Origin of the sequence: Chitinophaga terrae (ex Kim and Jung 2007), assembly GCF_900107795.1 — a bacterium.
GTDB classification, from domain to species: domain Bacteria; phylum Bacteroidota; class Bacteroidia; order Chitinophagales; family Chitinophagaceae; genus Chitinophaga; species Chitinophaga terrae.
The window spans coordinates 1-22,542 of record NZ_FNRL01000010.1 but is presented as its reverse complement, the minus strand read 5'-3'; the positions used below and the strand labels follow the sequence as shown (position 1 = coordinate 22,542).

Sequence of the window (22,542 nt, the reverse complement as noted above, 5' to 3'; positions counted from 1 at the left end):
ATTCTTGTGGTCGTAGTAAATTTCCCTAGTTTTACAGGAAAGCATTTACAGATGAATTTTAAGATATTCGTAACCGTTGCCGGCCTGGGACTCGCCACAGCGCTGGTTTCCTGCCAGCAGAACAGTCAATCGGCCAATGACCAGAACGAGGTAAGCGCCCAGGCGTTGCAAGCGCCTTATAACCCGGTTTTTTACGATTCTTTAAAGGTTGCCTTGAATTCTTATTACCAGTTAACGGAGAAACTGGTGGCAGACGACAGTTTGGGCGCCAACACTGCGGCAAATGAACTGAAAGGGCATCTCGATAGCTTGCCTGTAAATTTATTGCAGATGGACAGCGCAAAACTGGCGGATATCACCGGCATCACCGGCAGTATGAGCGCCGAACTGGTCGGCATGGTTGGCGAACAGGGGATAGACGGGAAACGGGCTTCTTTCCAGATGGTATCGGATATGTTATTCGATCTGATCAAAAACACCGGTATCAAAGGAGATACGGTGTATCACCAATTCTGCCCAATGGCGTTTAACGACAACGGCGCTTTCTGGCTCAGCAACAAACCGGTGATCCGCAACCCATATTTTGGTAAAGAAATGTTAACCTGCGGAGAAACCAGGGATACGCTTATTTATAAGTAACTTAAGGTGATATCATGAACAGTAATTCGTAACTTCCGGATCACTGTTCATGATTCACGGATATGATGAAACGTTTTTACTGCCTATCCCTTTTGTTGCTGATCATTGTGCGCGCAGGCGCACAGCAGTTTACAATAAGCGGGTTTGTGAAAGACAGTACAAACGGCGAGGCCTTGTCAGGAGCCACTATCCAGGTGTTAAAACCCTTTGTGGGCGTACAGTCCAATAACTACGGCTTTTATTCCATCTCACTGCCCCCGGGGAATTATACCTTTCTCTTTTCTTACCTGGGTTATACGTCCAGGGTTATTACACTCGAGTTAACAGGAAATATAGTCCGGCACCAGGAACTGGCTCCCCGGTCTTTTACCGCTAAAGAAGTAGTGGTGCAGGCTACGGTCAGCAAAGATGCCAATGTTCAAAGCACCGACATTGGCAGGATTGGGTTGTCAGTGGCTACAGCAAAGAAATTGCCTTCCATGTTGGGAGAGGTGGATATACTGAAAGCCTTGCAGCTGATGCCGGGCGTACAAGCCGCAGGAGAAGGGAATTCGGGCATGTATGTCAGGGGAGGAGCGCAGGATCAGAATCTTATCCTGCTCGATGAAGCGCCGGTTTATAATACCGGTCACCTCTTTGGTTTTTTCTCGGTATTTAATGCAGATGCCATCAGGAGCGCCACCCTGATCAAAGGAGGAATGCCGGCTAACTATGGCGGGCGGCTCTCTTCCGTGGTGGATGTTTCCATGAAAGAAGGCAATAATAAAGAGTTGCAGGGAGAAGGAGGAATTGGTTTCATCGCTTCCAGGCTTTCTGTACAGGGGCCTATCCGGAAGAACAAATCCTCATTTATTATTAGCGGCAGGCGTACCTACCTGGATCTGATCACAAAGCCATTTATCAATAATACAAATTACAAAGGTTCTGGGTATTATTTCTATGATCTGAATGCGAAGGTGAATTTCAGGTTGTCGGATAAAGATCACCTGTATGTAAGCGCCTATACAGGAAAAGATGTATTCAGTTTCCATAACAGCGACAGGTCTTTCAATGTCAGGATCCCCTGGGGCAATACCACAGCTACACTGCGTTGGAATCATGTTTTCAACAGCAAATTGTTCATGAATACCTCGCTGATCTATAACCGGTATAAATTCCAGGTGAGCGCCCTGCAGAATTATTTTGATGTTAAGATCACTTCGGGGATCAATGATGGCAACGCGAAACTGGATTTTGATTATTACCCGCATGCCCGCCATCATATTAAGTTTGGGGGGAATTATATCTACCATACTTTTACTCCCTCCACGATCGGCGGGCAACAGGATAGTGTAGTATTAAGCCCAGACAATGCAGTCAGGAAGTATGCCCATGAAACAGGACTTTATGTGATGGATGACTGGGAGATTTCCCCGCATTTCAGGCTGAACCTGGGTTTGAGACATAGCGGGTTTATGCAGATCGGCCCTTATACCCGGTATTTTTACGACAGCCGGGGAAAAAAACAAGACAGTGTGGTGTATGGGCGTGGCAAGGCGGTAGGTACTTATAGCGGCTTGGAACCAAGGATCATACTGCGTTACGCCTGGAAAGGCAACCAGTCGGTAAAGGTGGCCGCTACACGGCATCACCAGTTTATACATCTCGTATCAAATGCCGGTACCACCTTACCAACGGATGTTTGGGTGCCCAGTACCTACCTGGTGAAGCCGCAGATCTCCTGGCATTATACGGCGGGTTATTTCAGGAACTTTAAAGACAATGAGTATGAGTTGTCTGCAGCTCTTTATTATAAGCAGATGGATCAGCAGATCGAGTACCGGGAAGGGTATACGCCTGCGCTAAGCGACCCCGAGAACGATTTTATTTTCGGCAAGGGAGAGGCTTATGGGATGGAATGGTTTCTTAACAAAAGCCAGGGCAGGTTAACAGGATGGGTGGGTTATACCCTTGGCTGGACCTGGCGGCAGTTCCCGGGGTTGAACGACGGGAAGCGTTATCCCGCGAAGTACGACAGGAGGCATGATCTCTCGGTAGTGGCGAGTTACGAGCTCAATAAACGCTGGACTTTTTCAGGAACTTTTATTTATGGAAGCGGGAATGCCACTACGCTTCCTGAAACCTTCTATTTCATGGAGGGTACGTTGATTCAGGGGTATAGCCGGATCAATGCTTACCGGATGGCGGCTTATCACCGGTTGGATCTGGCAGCAGTATATAAGCCGGCAGCCGGGAAGAAGCGGCGTTTTAAAGGCAGCTGGACTTTCTCCGTTTATAATGTCTACAACCGGAAAAATCCTTATTTCATTTACTTCGACCAGGAAACTAATGGGGTGAGGAGTGCGGGTACAGTGAAGATGACGGCGAAGCAGGTGTCGTTGTTTCCTGTGTTGCCTTCGGTGACGTATAATTTCAGCTTTTAAGGCCTTTTGAAATATAACTCAAGGATAGTCAAAAGGTAGTTAACGCCGGCAGATGAAAATAAAGAGTCCGGGTGTTTAAAGGACTTTTTCCAAACGGTTGCTGTATGATGCGCCCTTGCCCCGGGGAGTTTAAGATCATGTTGAAATAATGCCACTAATTTCATATCGAATGATTTGATAAATTGTAGAAATTCTTTTATGCTTTGAATGGTTAAATCTCTTCCTTATCCAAAGCTAACGTTCTAATTATTAAAAATATTTATTACTATAAAAATGATTGATAATAAATGTTTTAAAGAGATATAAATACTGTTAATGTGATCCTGTAATTAATTGCCCGACATTGTTTTACACTGAAACAGGGCCGCTGTCCCGTTATTTATTTTTAAAATCCTTAAGTTCAACATGATAGTTCACAAAAAGCTAACGAACTATTTCTTAACTTCGCAAACATTTTATTAAGGATACAGCTCTTTAAAAACAACTTGGAGCTCACAGAAAAACGTATGATAAATATCACTTTTCCGGATGGCGCAGTTCGTCAGTATGAATCAGGAGTAACTGCATTGGACATTGCCAAATCCATCAGCGAGGGATTGGCACGCAAAGTATTAGCCGCAAATGTTAACGGGCAGGTAGTGGATGCTACACGCCCGATATTGACGGATAGCACGCTCCAATTGCTGACGTGGGTCGACAAAGACGGAAAAGCCACTATGTGGCACTCTTCTGCCCACCTGATGGCTGAAGCCCTGGAAGCGCTCTATCCCGGCGTAAAACTCGGATACGGCCCTGCTATTGAAAACGGATTTTACTACGATATTGACCTGGGCGACCGCACTATTTCTGAAGAAGATCTGAAAAAGATCGAAGCAAAAATGGTGGAACTCTCCAAACATAATAGTGAATACGTTCGTAAAGATGTCAGCAAAGCAGATGCTTTAGCATATTTCACAGAAAAAGGAGACCCTTATAAAGTAGAAACGATCAATGAACTGGCCGACGGTCAGATCACTTTCTATACCCAGGGCGGCTTCACCGACCTGTGTCGCGGACCTCATATTCCCAACACCAGCTTCATTAAGGCGATAAAGCTGACCAGCATTGCCGGCGCTTACTGGAGAGGTAATGAGAAGAACAAGATGCTGACCCGCATCTATGGAATTACATTCCCTAACCAGAAGGAGCTGGACGAATATGTTACCCTGGTAGAAGAAGCTAAGAAACGTGACCACCGCAAACTGGGCAAGGAACTGGAACTCTTTACCTTTTCTGAAAAGGTAGGACTCGGGCTCCCTATGTGGTTGCCGAAAGGCGCCCTGCTCCGCGAGCGCCTGCAACGTTTCCTGCAGGAAGCGCAGCTGGAAACAGGCTACCTGCCGGTAGTGACCCCGCATATCGGGAACAAAAACCTGTATATCACCAGCGGACACTATGAAAAATATGGTAAAGACAGTTTTCAGCCTATCCACACGCCGGAAGAAGGCGAGGAGTTCATGCTGAAACCAATGAACTGTCCGCACCACTGCGAACTTTATAAAGCTTCCCCTAAGTCATATAAAGACCTTCCTGTTCGTTTTGCTGAATTCGGAACCGTTTACCGTTACGAACAACATGGCGAATTGCACGGGCTGACAAGGGTACGCGGATTTACCCAGGACGATGCGCATTTATTCTGTCGTCCCGACCAGGTGAAGGAAGAATTCCAGAAAGTAATAGACCTGGTAATGTATGTATTCAACAGCCTTAGCTTTACAGAATACACTGCACAGATTTCCCTCCGTGATAAGGAAGACAGGAGCAAATACATTGGTTCCGAAGAGAACTGGGAACTGGCAGAAAGAGCGATTATCGAATCTGCCGCCGAAAAAGGCCTGAACACCGTAGTAGAATACGGTGAAGCAGCTTTCTACGGTCCGAAACTGGACTTCATGGTGAAGGATGCGTTGGGCCGTAAATGGCAGTTAGGTACCATCCAGGTAGATTACAACCTGCCTGAAAGGTTCGAGCTGGAATACATCGGCGCCGACAACCAGAAGCACCGCCCGGTAATGATCCACCGTGCGCCGTTCGGATCCCTGGAACGTTTCATCGCCGTATTGATCGAACACTGTGCAGGAAAATTCCCGCTTTGGTTAGCGCCTACACAGGTGAAGATCCTCCCGATCAGCGATAAAAGCCAGGCTTACGCAGAGAAGGTGGCAGAATTGCTGAAAAAAGCGGACATTCGCGCAGAGATCGACGAGCGAAGCGAAAAAATTGGAAAGAAGATCCGCGAAGCAGAACTGGCCAAGATCCCTTACATGCTGGTACTGGGTGAAAAAGAGGCTGCAGATGAAGTGGTGGCTGTACGCCGCCAGTCAAAAGGCGACCTGGGAACCATGAATGTCGATGCCTTTATCAAACTGGTCAGCGACGAAGTAGCTAACAAAAAACCAATAGAATAAAAATTGCGGAAAACAGGCATATAGTCAATGAACTTAACTTAAATAAGGTATGTTTATTGCTACGAATTTTCCACTATTTTTGCAAAAGTTGTTTTTGATCCGAAAAGAAAAAACGGTCAGACTCAATAGAACCATATAATTCTTAATTTTTATAATTTTTAATGCAACAAAGACCCAAACCAAGTTTTGGCGGTGGTAACAACAGGGGAAGAAACCCCAACTTCCGCAGGGAACAACAACAGGAACATCGTACCAACAGGATGATACGTGTTCCGGAGGTAAGACTGGTAGGTGACAACATTGAAGTGGGCATCTACAAAACTGACGAAGCCCTTCGCATCGCCGAAGATATGGGACTCGATCTGGTTGAAATATCACCTAATGCTGTTCCGCCTGTCTGCAGGATCATCGACTACAACAAGTTCCTCTACGAAAAGAAGAAGAAGGAAAAAGAAATGAAGGCAAAGGCGCACAAAAGCGAAGTAAAAGAAATTCGCTTTACGCCAAACACCGACGATCACGACTTCGACTTCAAAGCAAAACATGCTGAAAGCTTCCTGAAAGACGGTAACAAAGTGAAAACTTATGTTCAGTTCAAAGGACGTGCGATCATGTTTAAAGAACGTGGTGAACTGATCCTGTTGAAATTTGCTGAGCGATTGGCAGAAGTAGGCAGCCTCGAAAGTATGCCTACCATGGAAGGTAAGAGAATGATCGCCATTTTTGCTCCTAAAGCCAGCAAAAAGAAGGAAAAGGAACCTAAAGAACCAAGAGAGCCTAAAGCGTCTCCTTCTGAAAAGGAATCAGAATAATCGAACTTCCGTTTTAATATCTAATTAGAAAAGCAGCATAACAGGGCTACAAAGTCCTGGAATGCTGCTTTTACTTTTTTGATACTTACTAACCGGTTTATTATTATTCTGCAACTTCGCTGTTTTCCTGCAGGTGCGCCAACAGGTACCGGAAGGTCCTGTCTTTCATCCTGTCGACATCCGAAGGGTTAACAGGGATGTTGGCGTCTTTCCCCATGTCGTCCCAGATCCGGAGCTGTATGTACTGGTGAAACAAAGGATCGCTTTTAAAGGCTAAGGCCTCTTCCTCTGTCATAGGTCCTCCCTGGTAGATAAGGGTTTGTTTGCTGGCTTCCGACAAAGTCTCGTAATAGGCGCTGTCGAACCAGGTCAGGTAGCGTTTGGCGGCAACATGACTTCCCACCAGTTTCGCCATCCGTTCAGGGAATCCTACCTCCAACAGGTAGCTGCTTCCCAGGTTGTCGTGCGCCCTGGTACCGTATTGATCCATCTGTTCTTCCCCTTCAAAAAAGTGTCCTATGTCGTGAAGAAAAGCCGCAATCACCATTTCATCATTGAAGCCGGTCTGCTCGGCTATCACCGCCGCCTGCATCATATGCATCAACATCGTTACTTGTTCTCCATATTCGGAATTTCCGTGGCGTTCATAGAGGTCAAAGATCCGGTCAACTACCTGCCTTGCATATTGTTCTTTATCAGTCATTTCGTACGTAGATTAGGGTTAGTGAATAGTTACTTGCAGCAAATGTAAAAGTGCAGGCTGCTAATAGGAGCAGTTATACTGTTATGTTTTTATTAAACCCTTCATTTTGAAGCTGGTCAACAATATTCACGTACCTTTGTTCCTTTACAACACCAAATACATCCGGCCATTGCTTAAGAAAGAATTAAGGGTAATCCTGGTTTCCCTCTTTATTAGTTTCCTGATAACAGGGGCCAAGTTCGCTGCATATTTTTTAACCCACTCGGTAGCGATCCTCTCAGACGCACTGGAGTCTATCATCAACGTGGTGGCGGGCGGATTTGCCAGTTACAGCATTTACCTGGCCAGCCAACCGAAAGACGAGAACCATCCTTACGGCCATGGAAAGGTCGAATTTTTCTCTATCGGCTTCGAAGGCGCCATGATCTTTATTGCCGGCATACTGATCCTGTTCAAGGCAGTGCAGTATTTTATTTACCCCCGTGAACTCTTCCGGATGGAAAGCGGCTTGTGGGTGCTGGGCATCACAACACTCGGTAATCTCTTCCTTGGATTATATCTCGTTCGTTCCGGTAAACGGCTTTCTTCGCTCACTATCAGCGGCAATGGGCAGCATATTATGACCGACGTTTATAGCAGCCTGGTTCTCATGGCCGCCCTGATCACCATTCATTTTACCGGCTGGACACTGATAGACCCGATTGTTTCCCTTGTAATGGGCGTCCTTATCCTGAACAATGGTTATAAGCTGATGCGGAGGTCTATTTCCGGGCTGATGGATGAAACAGATATGAAAGTAGTAGACAAGGTGATCACCATCTTATCTGCCAACCGGAGAGAGAACTGGATAGACATTCACAATATGAGGATACAGCAATATGGCAATAATTATCATATAGATTGCCACATCACTATGCCGTACTACCTGGAGCTGAACGATGCCCACGATGAAATGAAAAGGGTAGAGGTGCTGGTAAATGAAGGCTTTACAAACAGCGATGTGGAGTTCTTTATTCATATGGACCCCTGTATCCCTTCCTGTTGCCATTATTGCCTGAAGTCGGCCTGCCCCGTACGCAGCAATGCCTTTACAGGTGAGATCACCTGGACCCGTGATAACGTTCTACCTAACAGGAAACATGGTTAGGAAGCCGAAAAAAAAGAGGCTGCCTGGTATCAGACAGCCCCTTCAAACTATAATTATTTACCTGGTTTATTCTTCTCCTGCTTCTTCTCCATCGCCATGTCCTAATATCTCCCTGATGGGCTTTACCGACTGATAAATAGCCCTGTCGTATTTATTGCCTAATATGATAAGGGTGGTACTATCCTGGATGAACCTGTAGAAAACAGTATTGTTGCCATGCCACCAGCCGTTGTGATACACAATGTTTTTAGTAGCGTCCGGATATACCATCAATCTCCATCCCAATCCATAATTTCTTACTCCCGGCTTTTCGTTGCTGTAAGGGGTATACGCCATTTTCAGGATGCTATCGTTCAAGAGCTGGCCTGAATAAAGGGCCTGGTCCCATTTCAGCATGTCCTGCACTGTGCTGTAGATACCTTTATCGCCCATTACGCCGTCGAAATACGTATCCGGTTCAAACTGGCCATTGTATTTATGGCTTTGAGTCTGATGCGGATGAGCAATAGTGCCGGGTTGAAAAACAAAAGTATTGTGCATGCCCAGTGGTTGGAAAATGGTTTCCTGCATGAATTCAGGGTATTTCTTGCCCGAAACTTTTTCGATGATAGAGGCCAGCAGCATATAGTTGGTATTGCAATACTGGAAATGGGTACCGGGCGCATGCTGGATCTTCGGTTTATGCACTTCCATCAGCCGTATCACGTCTTCATTGGTCATATACCTGGAAGGATCTTTCCATAAGCTGTCGCAGAAATAGAGGTAGTTGGGAAGTCCGCTCCTGTGGTTCAGCAGCATTCTAACGGTAATACCTTTGTATGGAAAGTTGGGAAAGAATTCCTGGAGCGTGGCATCCAGGCTTAGTTGCCCGTTCTGAACAAGCCAGAGCGCTGCCCCGCCTGTAAAGGTTTTGGATACTGACGCCAGTTGGAAAGAAGAACTGTCGATAACCGGGGTCTTACTCCTGGAGTTTTCGTACCCGTGATATTTTTCGAAAATAACAACGCCTTTTTTAGCAACCAATACGGCGCCGTTGAAACCGGTTCGCAATAATTTATTTGTATAATAGGCTTCCAGTTCGCGCTGAATCTGCTGGGTACGCGGAGAATTTAAAATGGCATTCTTTTCTGCGTCGCTTAAATTCAGTGTATACCGGCTGCTGTCGGAACTTACGGCCCTGTGGCTATTTGTTTTGCTGCTTGCTGAATTACTCTGACAACTGGTAACTATTGCTATTCCCGATAGTGTTAAAATGATCCTGACTGCTTTCAATCGCTTCATTAGAGGTGTGTAACTAACTTACTTAATTCATTTGATCCCGAAACAAGGCGCTAAAATTAGAGTGCTTAGAAATGATCACCAAATAAAAACGACCTATTCAATAGCTTTTAATAGGTTTTTAAGCTATAAAAGCTAAAAAACTTAAAAAATAACTATTGTTACCCTGCTTTTTTTGATAAAATCGAATAGATTCTCACAACTATTTGAATATTCCTGAACATCGAGTAGGTTTGTGCCCTGTTTCCCCGCTAGCAGCAATTATTAAGCCAATTGCAGCATACAGATACATATATAACCAAGAATAATATTATGGACCAGCAAAAGTCGACTAGTTATCCAAAAGAGAAGATCAACATTTTGTTACTGGAGAACATCAGTGATGCAGCAGTAGCAGAATTTACCAACGCCGGATACCACGTTCGTAAGCTTTCGGGTGCACTGAATGAAGAAGACCTGATCAACGAAATCAAAGACGTACATCTTCTGGGAATCCGCTCTAAAACAAAGGTAACACGTAAAGTGCTGGAATCGGCCCGAAAACTTCAAGCTATTGGCTGTTTTTGTATCGGTACCAACCAGGTTGATCTTAAAGCCGCCACCGAACATGGCGTAGTAGTATTCAACGCTCCGTATTCCAATACAAGGTCGGTAGCCGAACTGGTTATAGGATTATCGATCATCCTCATCCGCCGTATCATTGATAAGAACAATGCCGCGCATAACGGCATCTGGCTGAAGGAAGCTACCGGCAGTTTTGAGCTGAGAGGCAAAACCTTAGGTATAGTAGGATATGGTAATATCGGAAGCCAGGTAAGCGTGTTGGCTGAAGGAATGGGTATGAATGTGATCTATTATGATGTAGAAACCAAGCTGCCTTTGGGAAATGCAGAACAACAACGTACGCTGAAAGAAGTTTTCCAGAAAGCAGACATTGTTTCCCTGCACGTTCCAAGCAATAAAACAACCGCTAACTTCATCAATAAAGAAGTACTGGCCGACGCGAAGCCAGGCCTGATCTTCATTAACTACGCCCGCGGGGAAGTAGTGGACCTGGACGCACTGAAAGATGCCCTGCAAAGCGGCCAGCTTTCCGGCGCAGCCATCGATGTGTTCCCGGTTGAACCTGAAAAGAATGGTGCCGCTTTCTCTACCCCGTTACAGAAGCTGCCTAACGTGATCCTGACGCCGCATATCGGGGGCAGTACCGAAGAAGCGCAGCATAATATAGGACTCGACGTTAGTGCCAAAATGCTGAATTACCTGGAGAAAGGCGCCAGCTTCGGCTCTCATACCGTGCCGCCGATCAGCGTACCGCCAATCGAAAACACCCACAGGATCCTGCATATTCACCAGAACGTGCCCGGGGTACTGTCGGCCATCAATACCGCGCTTTCCAGCAGCAAGATCAATATCCTGGGCCAATACCTCAAAACCAACGAAACCATTGGTTACGTGGTGCTGGATGTTGATACCCGCTTGTCCCAGGAAGCATTGTCGCTCCTGCGTGAAGTGCCTAATACCATCAAAACGAGGCTGCTGTATTAATACAGCGAATTCATACAAAAAAGGAAGGCCGGTCAGGCCTTCTTTTTTTTTGCCGCCAGTGATCCGGTATTTCCCGTCATTCACCGATTCTTTTCCCGCACAGGCGTTTTTTTTGAGCGATTTTCAAAATTCTTTGTTAACCTTGTAGTATAACAGCAATTGTATTAAAAAATGAAATTAAACAAGGCACTGGTAGCAGGCATAGGTATTTGGGCTGGAATGCTGTCGACCACTCTTGCTACCGCACAGGACGAACCCAATAAATGGGCGCCCGAAGGTATTAAGATCGACGGACAGGCAACAGAATGGCCGAAACCATTACAGTTCTACAATAACACCACCAAACTGTTTTATACCATAGCGAACGACCAGGAAAACTTATATGTTATAATAAACGTACCTGATCAGCAAAGCCAGATGAAAATATTAAGGTCAGGTTTTACGTTTTCAGTTAATACAAGCGGAAAGAAAAAGAACGGCCCGAGTGTCACTTTTCCATTGGTAAACGAAGTGAATCCCGGAAGTCCTGATGCGCCGGAGTCGTCCCGCGCCCTCATCGCCGGCGAAGTGAAAAAGCAAATGATTGCTAATGCAAAAGAAATCAAGGTTGACGGGTTTGAGAATATTCCCGATGGAAAAATTCCCGTGCAGAACTCATACGGCATTCAAACAGCCGGATCTTATGACGCTAACGGCAATTTAGTCTGTGAACTGGCTATTCCTTTTAAAGTATTAGGAATAACGCCAGGATCCAATTCCCCCATCGCTTATCATTTTAAGGTAAATGCAATGAGAAAAGAGGATAAGAAAGAACTGGAAACCAAGAGGGAAAAAGGACAGCAAGCTCCTGTTCCTGGTTCTCCGCAGGATACATTTACCTTGTACTATTCGACCGATTTCTGGACCAGGCAAACACTGGCTACTCGTTAGTAGCCGGTTCATGATCGCTTAATGTTTTTTATGTATAAAAGGTTACTTTCTCCAGGCATCAAGTGCTTGTTAGCAGCTTGCATCTGCGCCGGTATTGTTGTCGGATGCCGTAAAGACAACAAGAACACGGGTCCTTCAGGCAACAACAATAATAATGGCAAGGATACCGCCGCCATTAAAGAAGATTCGCTCCGCTATCTGATGTACCAGATTATGCAGGTGACGTATGCCGACGGGGGAAGAACCCCCGACAAAGGATTGCCGATGTATTATTGGTATGCGCAGGTGCCCTCAATCAACCCCTTCGATACTAAATATGCAAACGCGGATTCATTGCTGGAAGCCATGAAAAGGTATGCCATTAACCCCGCAACGAAAGCGCCGTACGACAGGTATAGTTTCCTGGACAGAACCGGGGATCTTACAAACCGCCTGCAAAATGGTATTTCTGCAAAATCAATTATGGCCACTTCTGGCGATAACGGGATTCAGTACGCTCCTGTGCTGGATGACACTGATCCCAACAAAATAAGGCTCTTTGTTTTGTATGCAGATAAGAATAGCCCTGCCGGCCAGAAAGGAGTTACACGAGGATGGGAGATCACAGGAGTAAATGGCGTTACCAGCTTTACAAATACCAATTCTTCTTTAAGCTATGTCTATAATTCAATTGTCGGGGCATCAAGTGTCACACTACAGTTCAGAAGACCAGATAACAGCAGTGTAACCTACTCGCTGGATAAGGCTTCTTACCATATCAACCCTGTATTATTTGATACGGTTATGAACGTGACTGTAAATAACATACAGCAAAAAGTGGGATATTTCGTCTTCTATACTTTTGCTGATACTTACGATACCAAAGGAACGCCAACAACAACTAAGATAGAGCTGGACAAAGTTTTTACCAAATTCAAAGCCGCCGGTATCAAAAACCTGGTAGTGGATCTCCGGTATAACGGGGGCGGTTCAACGAATACTGCCGAATACCTGGACAGCGCTATTGCGCCTGCCTCGGCCGGTGGAAGGATAATGTACAACTACCTGTATAACGATAAGCTGACCCAGCACCTGAGTACGGTAGGGTTGCCGCCTTCGGTTAGTTTCCCTGCCCAGACGGGGGGATTGAACCTGGCCAACGTATTTTTTATAGTAAGCAGAAATACGGCCTCGGCGAGCGAGCTAACCCTGAATAACCTGAAGCCATATATGAACGTGAAGCTGGTAGGCGATTCTACTTATGGTAAACCTGTTGGATTCATCGGGTTTAACATTTCGATGTACGACGAGAATCATAAGGAGAAATACCTGGCAGATCTCTATTCCATTAATTTCGAAACTACAAATGCAAATAAAGAGGGCGGTTACTATACCGGCATAGGGCCCGATGCCAAAGCAGTGGATTATGTAAACCTTCCGTGGGGAAATGCGGGCGACCAGAATTTGAAGCAGGTAATTTCCTACATACAGTCGAACAAGTTTATCACTGCATTTCCAAATGGCAGGCTGGCGAGAGAAGCAGGAACAGAGCTGTTGTCGCCGATCTCGAAAGCTACCCCTCTCAGCACTTTCAACGGAATGGTTGATTTCAGGTTAGGCAAGAGGATTGTTGGCGGAAGATAATTCAACACATCATATTTTTACAGGGCTGGCTTAATAGCCGGCCCTTTTAATTAAACGGAATTATGAGTGCATTTAAATACAGCAGGCTCCAGGTATTCGATAACCTCGAACTCTTTGCCTCAGAAGATGAAGTTGCGTACTTCCCGTTTCACTTTCATGAATATTTCTGCATATCAGTGATCACCAAAGGAACGGAACAACTTTTTGGTACAGAGCAATCCTATTTTATCCCTGCCGGCTATATTGGTATCACTCAATATAACGAAGTACATAGGAATACTTCCTGGTCGGAAGAAGGATATTCTTATAAAACTATTTACGTACATCCTTCGCTGTTAACATATTTCAATAACGGGCAACCTGTCTATGAGCTGGAACGGGCCATATTCAATCCTTCTCTTTTTCAATTGCTGAACAGCCTCATTTCTCACCCCGGTAGTCCGATAACCCTCTGGGAGCAGGCCTTCCGGCAGTTGGTCAGGTATGCTGTTACCCCATCTCTCTCGAAGTTGCGCAATTTTACACTGGCAGATGAGTTGCTGGCAGAAGAACCATCTGCAAAAATTGAAACCGGTTGGCTGGCCCGCCAATGTTTTATGAGTAAATTTCATTTTATCCATGAGTTCAGGAAGGCGAGGGGTATCACTCCCCAGACCTACATTATGATCAAACGGTTGGAACTGGCCAGGAAAGCTCTGCTGCAGGGCGGAACAATGAAAGAGGTGGCGTTTAACCATGGGTTCTATGACGCCAGTCATTTTGCTACGGCTTTCAGGCGCTACTATGGCGTAACTCCTCATCAATACAGGAAATAGCAATTTTATACATTCGTTTTGAGCTGGTTTAAGATATGTTTGTATAAAAAGAACGAAATGACTTCAGGAAGATTATTGGCCTGCTGTTTATTGTTTTCGGCAAGCGTGGCAGGGCAGCAACAGACCACAAAATTGAATGTCGCCTGGCATCCCAATATCGAAACCTACTTTATAGCCGAAAGACTGGCAGTGGAAAGACTGGGAAGGTACGGGTATATTACCCGGGAAACCAGCAATGCACACCAGCCAATGGTAAGCGCGGCATTTAAACAGTTTGGGTCTTATAAAGATTCAACCATTGGTATTAAAACCGCCGAAACGCTGGACGCACTGCGTCGGCAACATTACTTCAATGACCTGATCGTGGAGGTTTTGCTATATGCCCGGCAATTTCCCGATACCGGTTATCGTTACCCCCTTGAACAGATGGTAGATTACGACCAGAAGAAAGCCGCCTTACCGCTGGTTAAATCGCTTATCGGGGAGTTGCGGGCGTTTTATGTAAATGCCGCTGTAGATAGTTTTTTAAGAGCTAACCAGTTTTTTTACGAGGGAGCAGTGAAAGAAGTGAAGAAAGATATTCCGCCGGCCATTGACCGGCATATGGAAAAGTTTTATGGAGAAAAGGCGAATGTTTTCACGGCGCTGGTGAACCCTACTATGCCTATTGCGCCAGTAGAAGGGGATTTCCGGGGGATAGGCCCTGTAGTAAGGACATCGGAAGGCAATTTGCCTTTCATGATCATGAGTACTATAAACATGTTGCCTCCCAGGGCATCGTTAAGGGATTACAATCATTTTGGTTTCGACAATCCCGGGCATACCCGGATGTTAACGGTGCATGAGTTTGGGCACTCGTTTGTGAATCCGCATACAGTTCCCAAAACAGCAGAGATCAACCGGTATAGCTACCTCTTCACTGATTCTTTAAGAAAAGTGATGGAAGCCCAGGATATTTATAGTTGGTTTGTTTGTATAACGGAACACCTGGTAAGGCTGGGGGAGATCAGGATTGCGGAGCAGATGCATGATACCGTACAGGCGAGATGGTTAAGGGATTTGCATATCAAGACCTGTAAGTTCATTTTTATTCCTGCGTTGGAAGAGAAGATAAAGGTTTATGAATCCAACAGGAAGAAATACCGGACATTTGCCGATTTCCTGCCGGAATTGTTGAAGGTCATTGAGGCATTTACACCAGCGCAGGTAGATGATTTGCTGCAAAAGGTCAAATAACAAAAGGCTGTCTGTACACGCGCAGAGACAGCCTTTCCAATTACTTCAGTTTCCGGATAAGATCTTCGGACATATCTTCAGAATAAACTCCATAGCCATACATCAACACCCCTTTTTCGCCGTTCTTTGTCTCAATTCCATAAACTACGGCTTCATCTCCCGGGTCTGTTGCACCTTCGAAGCGATAGGTCTCCTTTATTTCAAAATCTTCCGGGTGTACCTTGCTGCTGGTCTTTGACTGGATACTATCGAACAGCAGGTTAAAGTCAGAGGTATACCCCCGTTTACGGAGATCATTGATCGCGTCTGTTACAGTTTCATATACTTTCATAGCAAAAAATTGAGCAGGTACTAAGATAACAAATCTGTTGTAGACTGACTTCAGAACAAACGGGATCATAGAAAAGTTAATAAAAGGAAAGGGTCTCCACACCTGCGGAGACCCTTTCTTATCTGTTTGCTTACTTATGAACTTATCTGATCACGGTTACTTCGCCTTTCAGGACATTGGAAGCGCCGCCTGGTACTTTCTTGTAAGTCAGCCACCAAACATAGGTTCCAACATCTACAGGTACTCCTTTGTATGTACCATCCCATCCTTTATGGTTATCGGAGGTCATGAAGATCAGCTCGCCCCAGCGGTTGAAGATCCGCAGTTCGTAGTCGAACATCTGGCCTCTTACAACTGGTCTGAACACATCGTTACGTCCGTCGCCATTCGGAGAGAAGGCATTTGGCACTACCGGTTTAGGTTCGCACTGAACGAAATCAACTGTGATGTTATCCGTAGCGGTACCGCAATCATTGAACACGGTCACGGTGTATGTACCGCCATTGGTTACAGGCAGGGTTGGGGAGGTAGAACCGTTATCCCAACGTACACCTGTGATTCCGCCGCCTTCTGCGCGGAGGAGAAGCGTTTCTCCTTTACAGAGGGTAGTGTCGCGTCCCAGGTTGATCTTCGGTAAGCCGGTGATGTTTACATTCACACTGTCTATGAACACGCGTTGACAATACCTGTCCATAACCGCCAGTTTGTATTTACCTGGCTTGCTGATGGTTTTTACCGGGTTAGTATCGCCATCGCTCCATAGGTAAGAAACTGCATCCGGGTTGGTGGCGTCTATTGTTACGCTGCCACCAGGACAGATATTCCTGTCAGGTCCCAGGTCTAATGCCAGGGTAGGTTTCATACGAACGTTAACGGTATCTCTCACCACGCAATTATCCCTGCTTACCGCAACCCAGTAGTTTCCTGGTTTATTTACGATAATTGAATTGCTGCTTTCGCCTGTCTGCCATTGGATACGTCCGCCGTTCGAATTAACTGTCAGCATAATAGACTGGTCAGGACAGATAGCAGTATCGCGGCTCAGGCTAATATCCGGTGGCGGATTTACACTCACTTTCACGGTATCGATTGTGATACATCCGGCTTTCATCACTTTTACCCAGAACTCTTCCTGTGTGCCTACCAGGATGGAGGAATTGGTAGAACCAGTGCTCCACAGGTAGGAAGCGCCGTTCACATACGCATCCAGTTTAACGGTTTGACCGCGGCAGATGGTGGTATCAGGTATATCAACCAGCGGAGTCGGGATCAGGCCTACATGGATGGTATCGGTTGTCGCACATTGACCATTGCTTACATTCACCCAGTAAGTACCAGCCTTATCGATCTTGATACGCTGGGTTGTTTCACCGGTCGACCATTTAATGCTGTAAGCGAAGTTGGCCGCTCCGGCATCGAGCACCAGGCTGTTACCGCCGCAGATGGTGGTATCGTTACCCAGGTTCACAACCGGTTTCTGGATATAAGACAAGGCGTAGGTCACGGTATCTGAAGAACAACCTGTTCTGCTGTCGGTGATGATGAACGAAGCAGAAGTTGCGCCATTCAGGTTGAACACATTGTTGCTTTGAGTGATCGGTAAACCTGTTACCACGTTGGCTGGCGTTACAGCCACCAGGGTGAAGGTAGGCAGGTAAACGTCGCCAACCTTGCGGAGCGCTATCCTGCCATTGTCTGAACAGTTGGATGGCAGCGTAGCTTCCAGTTTAGGTTTGTCGCAAGGTTTAACGATCACGCGTTGGATCACTTCATCAGCTTTGTTGCCGCAGGCATCTGTAATATTCCATCTCCTTATGATCGTATATCCGTTACAGATATCCGCTACGTACGGATCTTCAGTATAGATAGCACGTTTAGGGAATGAAGGATCACAGTTGTCGGTTGCTGACAGAACCGGCGGAGCGGGAACCTTATCCTGGCAGTAGATCACCACATCGTCAGGAGCGGTGGTTATAACCGGGCGGGTAGTGTCCTTAACGGTTACAACCTGGGTAATGCTGCTAGTGTTTCCACAGGCATCTTTCGCGGTCCAGGTACGGATGATGCGGTAGTTGCTTGCGCAGGCTCCAGGAATTGCTTCCGTAGTGATCCGGCGGGTTACCGTCAGGCCATTGCCAATGCTGCTGCAGTTATCCGTTACCTGTACGTTGGTAGCAGGGGCCGGGATATTATCGCAGCTTACGGTAGTATCAGCAGGCGGCGGTATGGTGAACACTGGTCTGGTGGTATCCTGGACAGTTATTACCTGCTTCATGGTGGAGGTGTTGCCACAACCATCTGTTACTTTCCAGGTGCGGATCTCCTGGTAGTTGCCTGCACAGCTGCCGGAAAGTTTGATTGTCTGGCTGCTGGTGATCACGTCAACATTCACTGTACAGTTATCGGTTGCGGTGATGACTGGCCATGCTGGAACCTTGTCGCAATCCACAACGGTATCTTTCGGTGCAGGCATGCTGAATACAGGTTTAGTTGTATCCTGAACTGTTACATGCTGCAGGAAAGTGGCCTCATTGTTACAATCATCTACCGCATACCATGTCCTGGTAAACGTATAGGCGTTCGGACATCCAGGGGTGAGGGTCTTCGGACTATCCTTGAAGGTGATCTTCACGTTGGCAGCCGGAGAGCAATTATCAATTGCGGCAATTGGCGCCTTGTCAAGTCCCGCTACTTTGTCGCAATCTACGGTGGTGTCAGCGGCTGGTTTCACGGTAAATTCAGGCGCTGTTCTGTCTACTACCGTTACATGCTGTTTGATGGTGGTTGAGTTACCGCAACCGTCTGAAGCTACCCAGGTCCTGGTGAAGGTGTAGCCGTTCACACAACCTGCTGTTGGCACTTTCAGCGATTCGCTGTAGGTAACCTTGATCTGGTCGGCAGGCGTACAGTTGTCAGTAACTGTGTACTTCACATCGGCAGGAGCAGGCACTTTATTACAATCCACTGTAGTATCGGCTGCTGGTTTCAGCGTGAATACAGGCGCTGTTCTGTCTACTACCGTCACTTTTTGGGTCATGGTAGCAGAGTTGCCGCATCCGTCGTAAGCGATCCAGGTACGGGTGAATGTATAGGCGTTTGCACAACCCGGAGCCGGTACTTTGGCTGACTCGCTGTAATCCACTTTAATGTCAGGAGTCGGAGTGCAGTTGTCTGTAACTGAGTAAGAGATATCCTCTTTCTGCGGCACCTTATCGCAATCCACGGTCGTATCGGCAGCTGGTTTCCAGGTGAATACCGGCGCTTTCCTGTCGATCACGGTTACATTTTGTTTGATCACAGTGCTGTTGCCGCATCCGTCGTATGCTGTCCATGTTCTGGTGAAAGTATAGGCGTTAGCACATCCCGGAGTTGGCACTTTGGCTGATTCGCTGTAATCAACTTTGATGCTGGTGGTTGGCGTACAGTTGTCTGTCACCGTGTAATGAATATCATCTTTCGCTGGAACATTATCACAGTCTACAGTGGTATCGGCAGCCGGCTTCCAGGTGAACACCGGAGCGGTTCTGTCAATTACTGTTACATTTTGGGTAATGGTAGCGCTGTTGCCGCAACCATCTGTGGCTATCCAGGTTCTTACAAAGGTGTAGGCATTGTCGCAACCCGCTGAAGGTACTTTAGGCGATTCGCTGTACGTAACCTTGATGTTGCCGGACGGCGTACAATTGTCAGTAACCTTGTATTGCAGGTCTGATGGTTTTGGTACTTTATCACAATCCACAGTGGTGTCAGCAGCTGGTTTGAGGGTAAATACCGGTGCAGTTCTGTCTACCACGTTTACATTTTGTTTGATAGTGGTGCTGTTGCCGCATCCGTCAGTTGCTACCCATGTTCTTACGAAAGTATAGGCATTCGCACAGTCCGGAGAGAATACCTTCGCGGATTCGCTGTAGGTCACTTTAATGTTGCCCGCTGGCGTACAGTTATCAGTCACTATGTATTTCACATCTGCCGGTGCTGGTACTTTATCGCAATCTACAGTTGTATCGGCAGCCGGAGTCAGTGTGAACACCGGAGCGGTTCTGTCTACCACGTTCACATTTTGTTTGATAGTAGTACTGTTGCCGCATCCATCGGTTGCCACCCAAGTTCTTACGAAAGTATAGGCGTTGGCACAACCGGCAGCAGGTACTTTAGGCGACTCGCTGTAGGTCACTTTTATGTTACCGGCAGGAGTACAGTTGTCTGTTACCGTGTATTTCACATCGGCCGGTGCAGGCACTTTATCACAATCCACGGTTGTATCTGCAGCCGGTTTGAGGGTGAATACAGGAGCGGTCCTGTCTACTACTGTTACATTTTGCTTCATGGTAGCGCTGTTGCCACAACCATCTTCCGCAACCCATATCCTGGTAAAGGTATAGGCGTTGGCACAACCGGCAGTAGGTACTTTAGCTGTTTCGCTGTAGGTTACCTTGATCTTGTCAGAAGGCGTACAGTTATCAGTTACCGTATACTTAATGTCGCCAGGCGCAGGCACCTTGTCGCAATCTACCGTTGTATCGGCCTGTGGTTTCCAGGTGAATACCGGCGCTTTCCTGTCTACTACTGTCACATTCTGTTTAATAGTTGCCGCATTGCCGCATCCATCTTCAGCTACCCATGTTCTCACAAAAGTATAAGCATTGGCACAGCCGGCAGTTGGCGTTTTAGCGGATTCGCTATACGTTACCCTGATCTTGTCGGAAGGCGTACAATTGTCTGTCACTACATATTTCAGGTCAGCCGGCTCAGGAACATTGTCGCAATCTACAGTGGTATCGGCTGCTGGTTTAACAGTAAATACCGGTGCAGTTCTGTCTACAACGTGAACTGTCTGGCTGGTTTGACTGGAATTGCCGCAGGCATCTGTGGCTGTCCAGGTCCTGGTGAAGGTATAGCTGTTTGCGCAGCCTGGTGTCGGAACCGACTGGCTGTCGGTGATCTTCACCTGGATATTTCCAACCGGCGTACAGTTATCGGTCACGGCGTATTTCACATCTGCAGGTTTCGGAACAGTATTACATTCTACCGTTGTGTCAGCCGCTGGTTTCCAGGTGAATACCGGAGCGGTTCTATCTACTACGGTTACTTTCTGTTCGATGAATGAGCTGTTGCCGCAACCATCTGATGCAACCCATTTGCGGGTGAAGGTATACCCGTTAACACAGCCAGGAGTTGGCACTTTGGCGGTCTCAGTGTACACCACTTTGATGTTTGCAGTTGGAGTACAGTTATCAGTTACTGCGTATTTCACGTCGGCCGGCGCAGGCACCTTGTCGCAATCTACAGTTGTATCAGCTGCTGGTTTTACAGTGAATACCGGAGCGGTTCTGTCGATCACTGTCACATTCTGGCTGGTGCTGGCGCTGTTGCCGCATTCGTCTGTAGCGGTCCAGGTACGGGTGAAAGTATAAGCGTTTGCACAACCCGGTGTCGGTGTTTTCGAGCCGTCTTTAATTACCACTTTGATCTTATCGGTAGGCGTACAGTTGTCGCTTACCGCATATTTCACATCTGCCTGTGCAGGCACTTTATCACATTCTACCGTAGTATCTGCTGCCGGTTTCCAGGTGAATACCGGTGCAGACCTGTCTATTACTGTTACGTTTTGAGTGATAGATGTTTTGTTGCCGCAAGCATCCATTGCTAACCATGTACGCGTGAAGGTATAGCTGGCATCACAGGTTCCTGATGGGATCTTCGGTGTTTCGCTATATACCACTTTAATATCAGCGGCAGGTGTACAGTTGTCGTTCACCACGTATTTCACATCGGCTGGTGCAGGCACCTTATCGCAATCTACTGTTGTATCGGCCGCTGGTTTCAAAGTAAATACCGGGGCAGTTCTGTCTACAACGTTGATTTTCTGAGTGGTTTCTGCGAAGTTGCCGCATTCGTCGGTTGCTCTCCAGGTTCTTACGAAAGAGTAGGAGTTGGCGCAACTTCCTTGCGTTTTAGGTCCATCGACAGGTACAACAGTGATACCAGCCGGAGCAGAGCAATTATCAGTTACAGTTGGCTTGATTGCATTAGCTGCCGGCACTACTTTATCACAATCTACGGTAGTATCAGCTGCAGGTTTCCAGGTGAAAGTAGGCTTCGTTCTATCTACCACATTAATTTTCTGGGTAGTTTCAACGTAGTTGCCACATTCGTCGGTTGCTCTCCAGGTTCTTACAAAGGAGTAGGAGTTAGCACAAGCACCTGGAGTTTTAGGCCCATCCACCGGAACAACCTTGATATTTGTTGGAGCAGAGCAGTTGTCGGTAGCTATCGGCTTAATAGCGTTGGCTGCCGGTACAACTTTATCACAATCTACAGTGGTATCCGCTACAGGCTTCCAGGTGAAGGCAGGCGGTGTGTTATCAATAACATGGATGGTTTGTTTGAATTGAATGGAGTTGCCACATTCGTCGATAGCAGTCCATGTTCTTACAAAAGAGTAGTTGTTAACACAGCTTCCGTTCTGGCGTGTCCCATCTTTGAAATCTATCTTCACTTTACCGGCAGAACAGTTATCAGTTGCTTCCGGTCTTCCCACTGATCCATCCGGCACCTTATCACACTGTACGGTGGTATCAGCCGCCGGAGTCCAGGTGAAGGCAGGCGG

At 46.7% G+C, this 22,542-nt stretch carries 14 protein-coding genes; 10 read left to right on the top strand and 4 right to left on the bottom strand.

Going from position 1 to position 22,542, the window contains the following annotated elements; translation table 11 throughout:
* Positions 1–51: 51 nt before the first annotated feature.
* The 4 genes from BLV62_RS12405 (at position 52) to infC (ending at position 6,321) form a co-directional block, all read left to right on the top strand.
* Positions 52–639 carry a DUF3347 domain-containing protein gene (locus BLV62_RS12405; RefSeq protein ID WP_089762060.1) on the top strand — a complete coding sequence of 196 codons (588 nt, stop codon included), beginning with the start codon at positions 52–54 and terminating at the stop codon, positions 637–639.
* 62 nt (positions 640–701) lie between these two features.
* Positions 702–3,062, top strand: a complete 2,361-nt coding sequence (locus BLV62_RS12400) for a TonB-dependent receptor (RefSeq protein WP_225889528.1) — start codon at positions 702–704, stop codon at positions 3,060–3,062.
* Between the two features lie 506 nt (positions 3,063–3,568).
* On the top strand, positions 3,569–5,509 hold the full coding sequence (thrS, locus tag BLV62_RS12395) for a threonine--tRNA ligase (protein WP_089762329.1): 1,941 nt from the start codon (positions 3,569–3,571) through the stop codon (positions 5,507–5,509).
* 161 nt (positions 5,510–5,670) lie between these two features.
* Positions 5,671–6,321 carry a translation initiation factor IF-3 gene (gene infC / locus BLV62_RS12390; RefSeq protein ID WP_089762058.1) on the top strand — a complete coding sequence of 217 codons (651 nt, stop codon included), beginning with the start codon at positions 5,671–5,673 and terminating at the stop codon, positions 6,319–6,321.
* Between the two features lie 103 nt (positions 6,322–6,424).
* Here infC and BLV62_RS12385 read toward each other — a convergent pair whose 3' ends face one another.
* The gene (locus BLV62_RS12385) at positions 6,425–7,024 is read right to left on the bottom strand and encodes an HD domain-containing protein (RefSeq protein ID WP_089762056.1); all 600 of its coding nucleotides are present in this window, start codon (positions 7,022–7,024) and stop codon (positions 6,425–6,427) included.
* A 106-nt stretch (positions 7,025–7,130) separates the two neighbouring features.
* Here BLV62_RS12385 and BLV62_RS12380 point away from each other — a divergent pair, with 106 nt between their 5' ends.
* Positions 7,131–8,171 (top strand): cation diffusion facilitator family transporter, encoded by a 1,041-nt coding sequence (locus BLV62_RS12380; protein ID WP_225889527.1) that lies wholly within the window; start codon positions 7,131–7,133, stop codon positions 8,169–8,171.
* 66 nt (positions 8,172–8,237) lie between these two features.
* Here BLV62_RS12380 and BLV62_RS12375 read toward each other — a convergent pair whose 3' ends face one another.
* The gene (locus tag BLV62_RS12375; protein WP_225889526.1) at positions 8,238–9,452 is read right to left on the bottom strand and encodes a serine hydrolase domain-containing protein; all 1,215 of its coding nucleotides are present in this window, start codon (positions 9,450–9,452) and stop codon (positions 8,238–8,240) included.
* Positions 9,453–9,761: 309 nt separating this feature from the next.
* Here BLV62_RS12375 and serA point away from each other — a divergent pair, with 309 nt between their 5' ends.
* From serA to BLV62_RS12350, 5 genes are all read left to right on the top strand, one after another.
* The gene (serA, locus tag BLV62_RS12370) at positions 9,762–10,997 is read left to right on the top strand and encodes a phosphoglycerate dehydrogenase (protein WP_089762323.1); all 1,236 of its coding nucleotides are present in this window, start codon (positions 9,762–9,764) and stop codon (positions 10,995–10,997) included.
* 171 nt (positions 10,998–11,168) lie between these two features.
* A complete protein-coding gene (locus tag BLV62_RS12365; protein ID WP_089762055.1) occupies positions 11,169–11,927 on the top strand; it encodes a hypothetical protein in 759 nt (252 codons plus the stop codon).
* Positions 11,928–11,957: 30 nt separating this feature from the next.
* Positions 11,958–13,550 carry a S41 family peptidase gene (locus BLV62_RS12360; RefSeq protein WP_168927748.1) on the top strand — a complete coding sequence of 531 codons (1,593 nt, stop codon included), beginning with the start codon at positions 11,958–11,960 and terminating at the stop codon, positions 13,548–13,550.
* A 62-nt stretch (positions 13,551–13,612) separates the two neighbouring features.
* Positions 13,613–14,365, top strand: a complete 753-nt coding sequence (locus tag BLV62_RS12355; RefSeq protein WP_089762052.1) for a helix-turn-helix transcriptional regulator — start codon at positions 13,613–13,615, stop codon at positions 14,363–14,365.
* Between the two features lie 57 nt (positions 14,366–14,422).
* Positions 14,423–15,601 carry a DUF4932 domain-containing protein gene (locus tag BLV62_RS12350; protein ID WP_139170131.1) on the top strand — a complete coding sequence of 393 codons (1,179 nt, stop codon included), beginning with the start codon at positions 14,423–14,425 and terminating at the stop codon, positions 15,599–15,601.
* Positions 15,602–15,641: 40 nt separating this feature from the next.
* Here BLV62_RS12350 and BLV62_RS12345 read toward each other — a convergent pair whose 3' ends face one another.
* Positions 15,642–15,932 carry a phosphoribosylpyrophosphate synthetase gene (locus tag BLV62_RS12345; RefSeq protein WP_089762322.1) on the bottom strand — a complete coding sequence of 97 codons (291 nt, stop codon included), beginning with the start codon at positions 15,930–15,932 and terminating at the stop codon, positions 15,642–15,644.
* Between the two features lie 142 nt (positions 15,933–16,074).
* Positions 16,075–22,431, bottom strand: coding sequence for a gliding motility-associated C-terminal domain-containing protein (locus tag BLV62_RS12340; protein ID WP_211118326.1), 6,357 nt, complete (start codon positions 22,429–22,431; stop codon positions 16,075–16,077).
* Between the last annotated feature and the right edge of the window lie 111 nt (positions 22,432–22,542).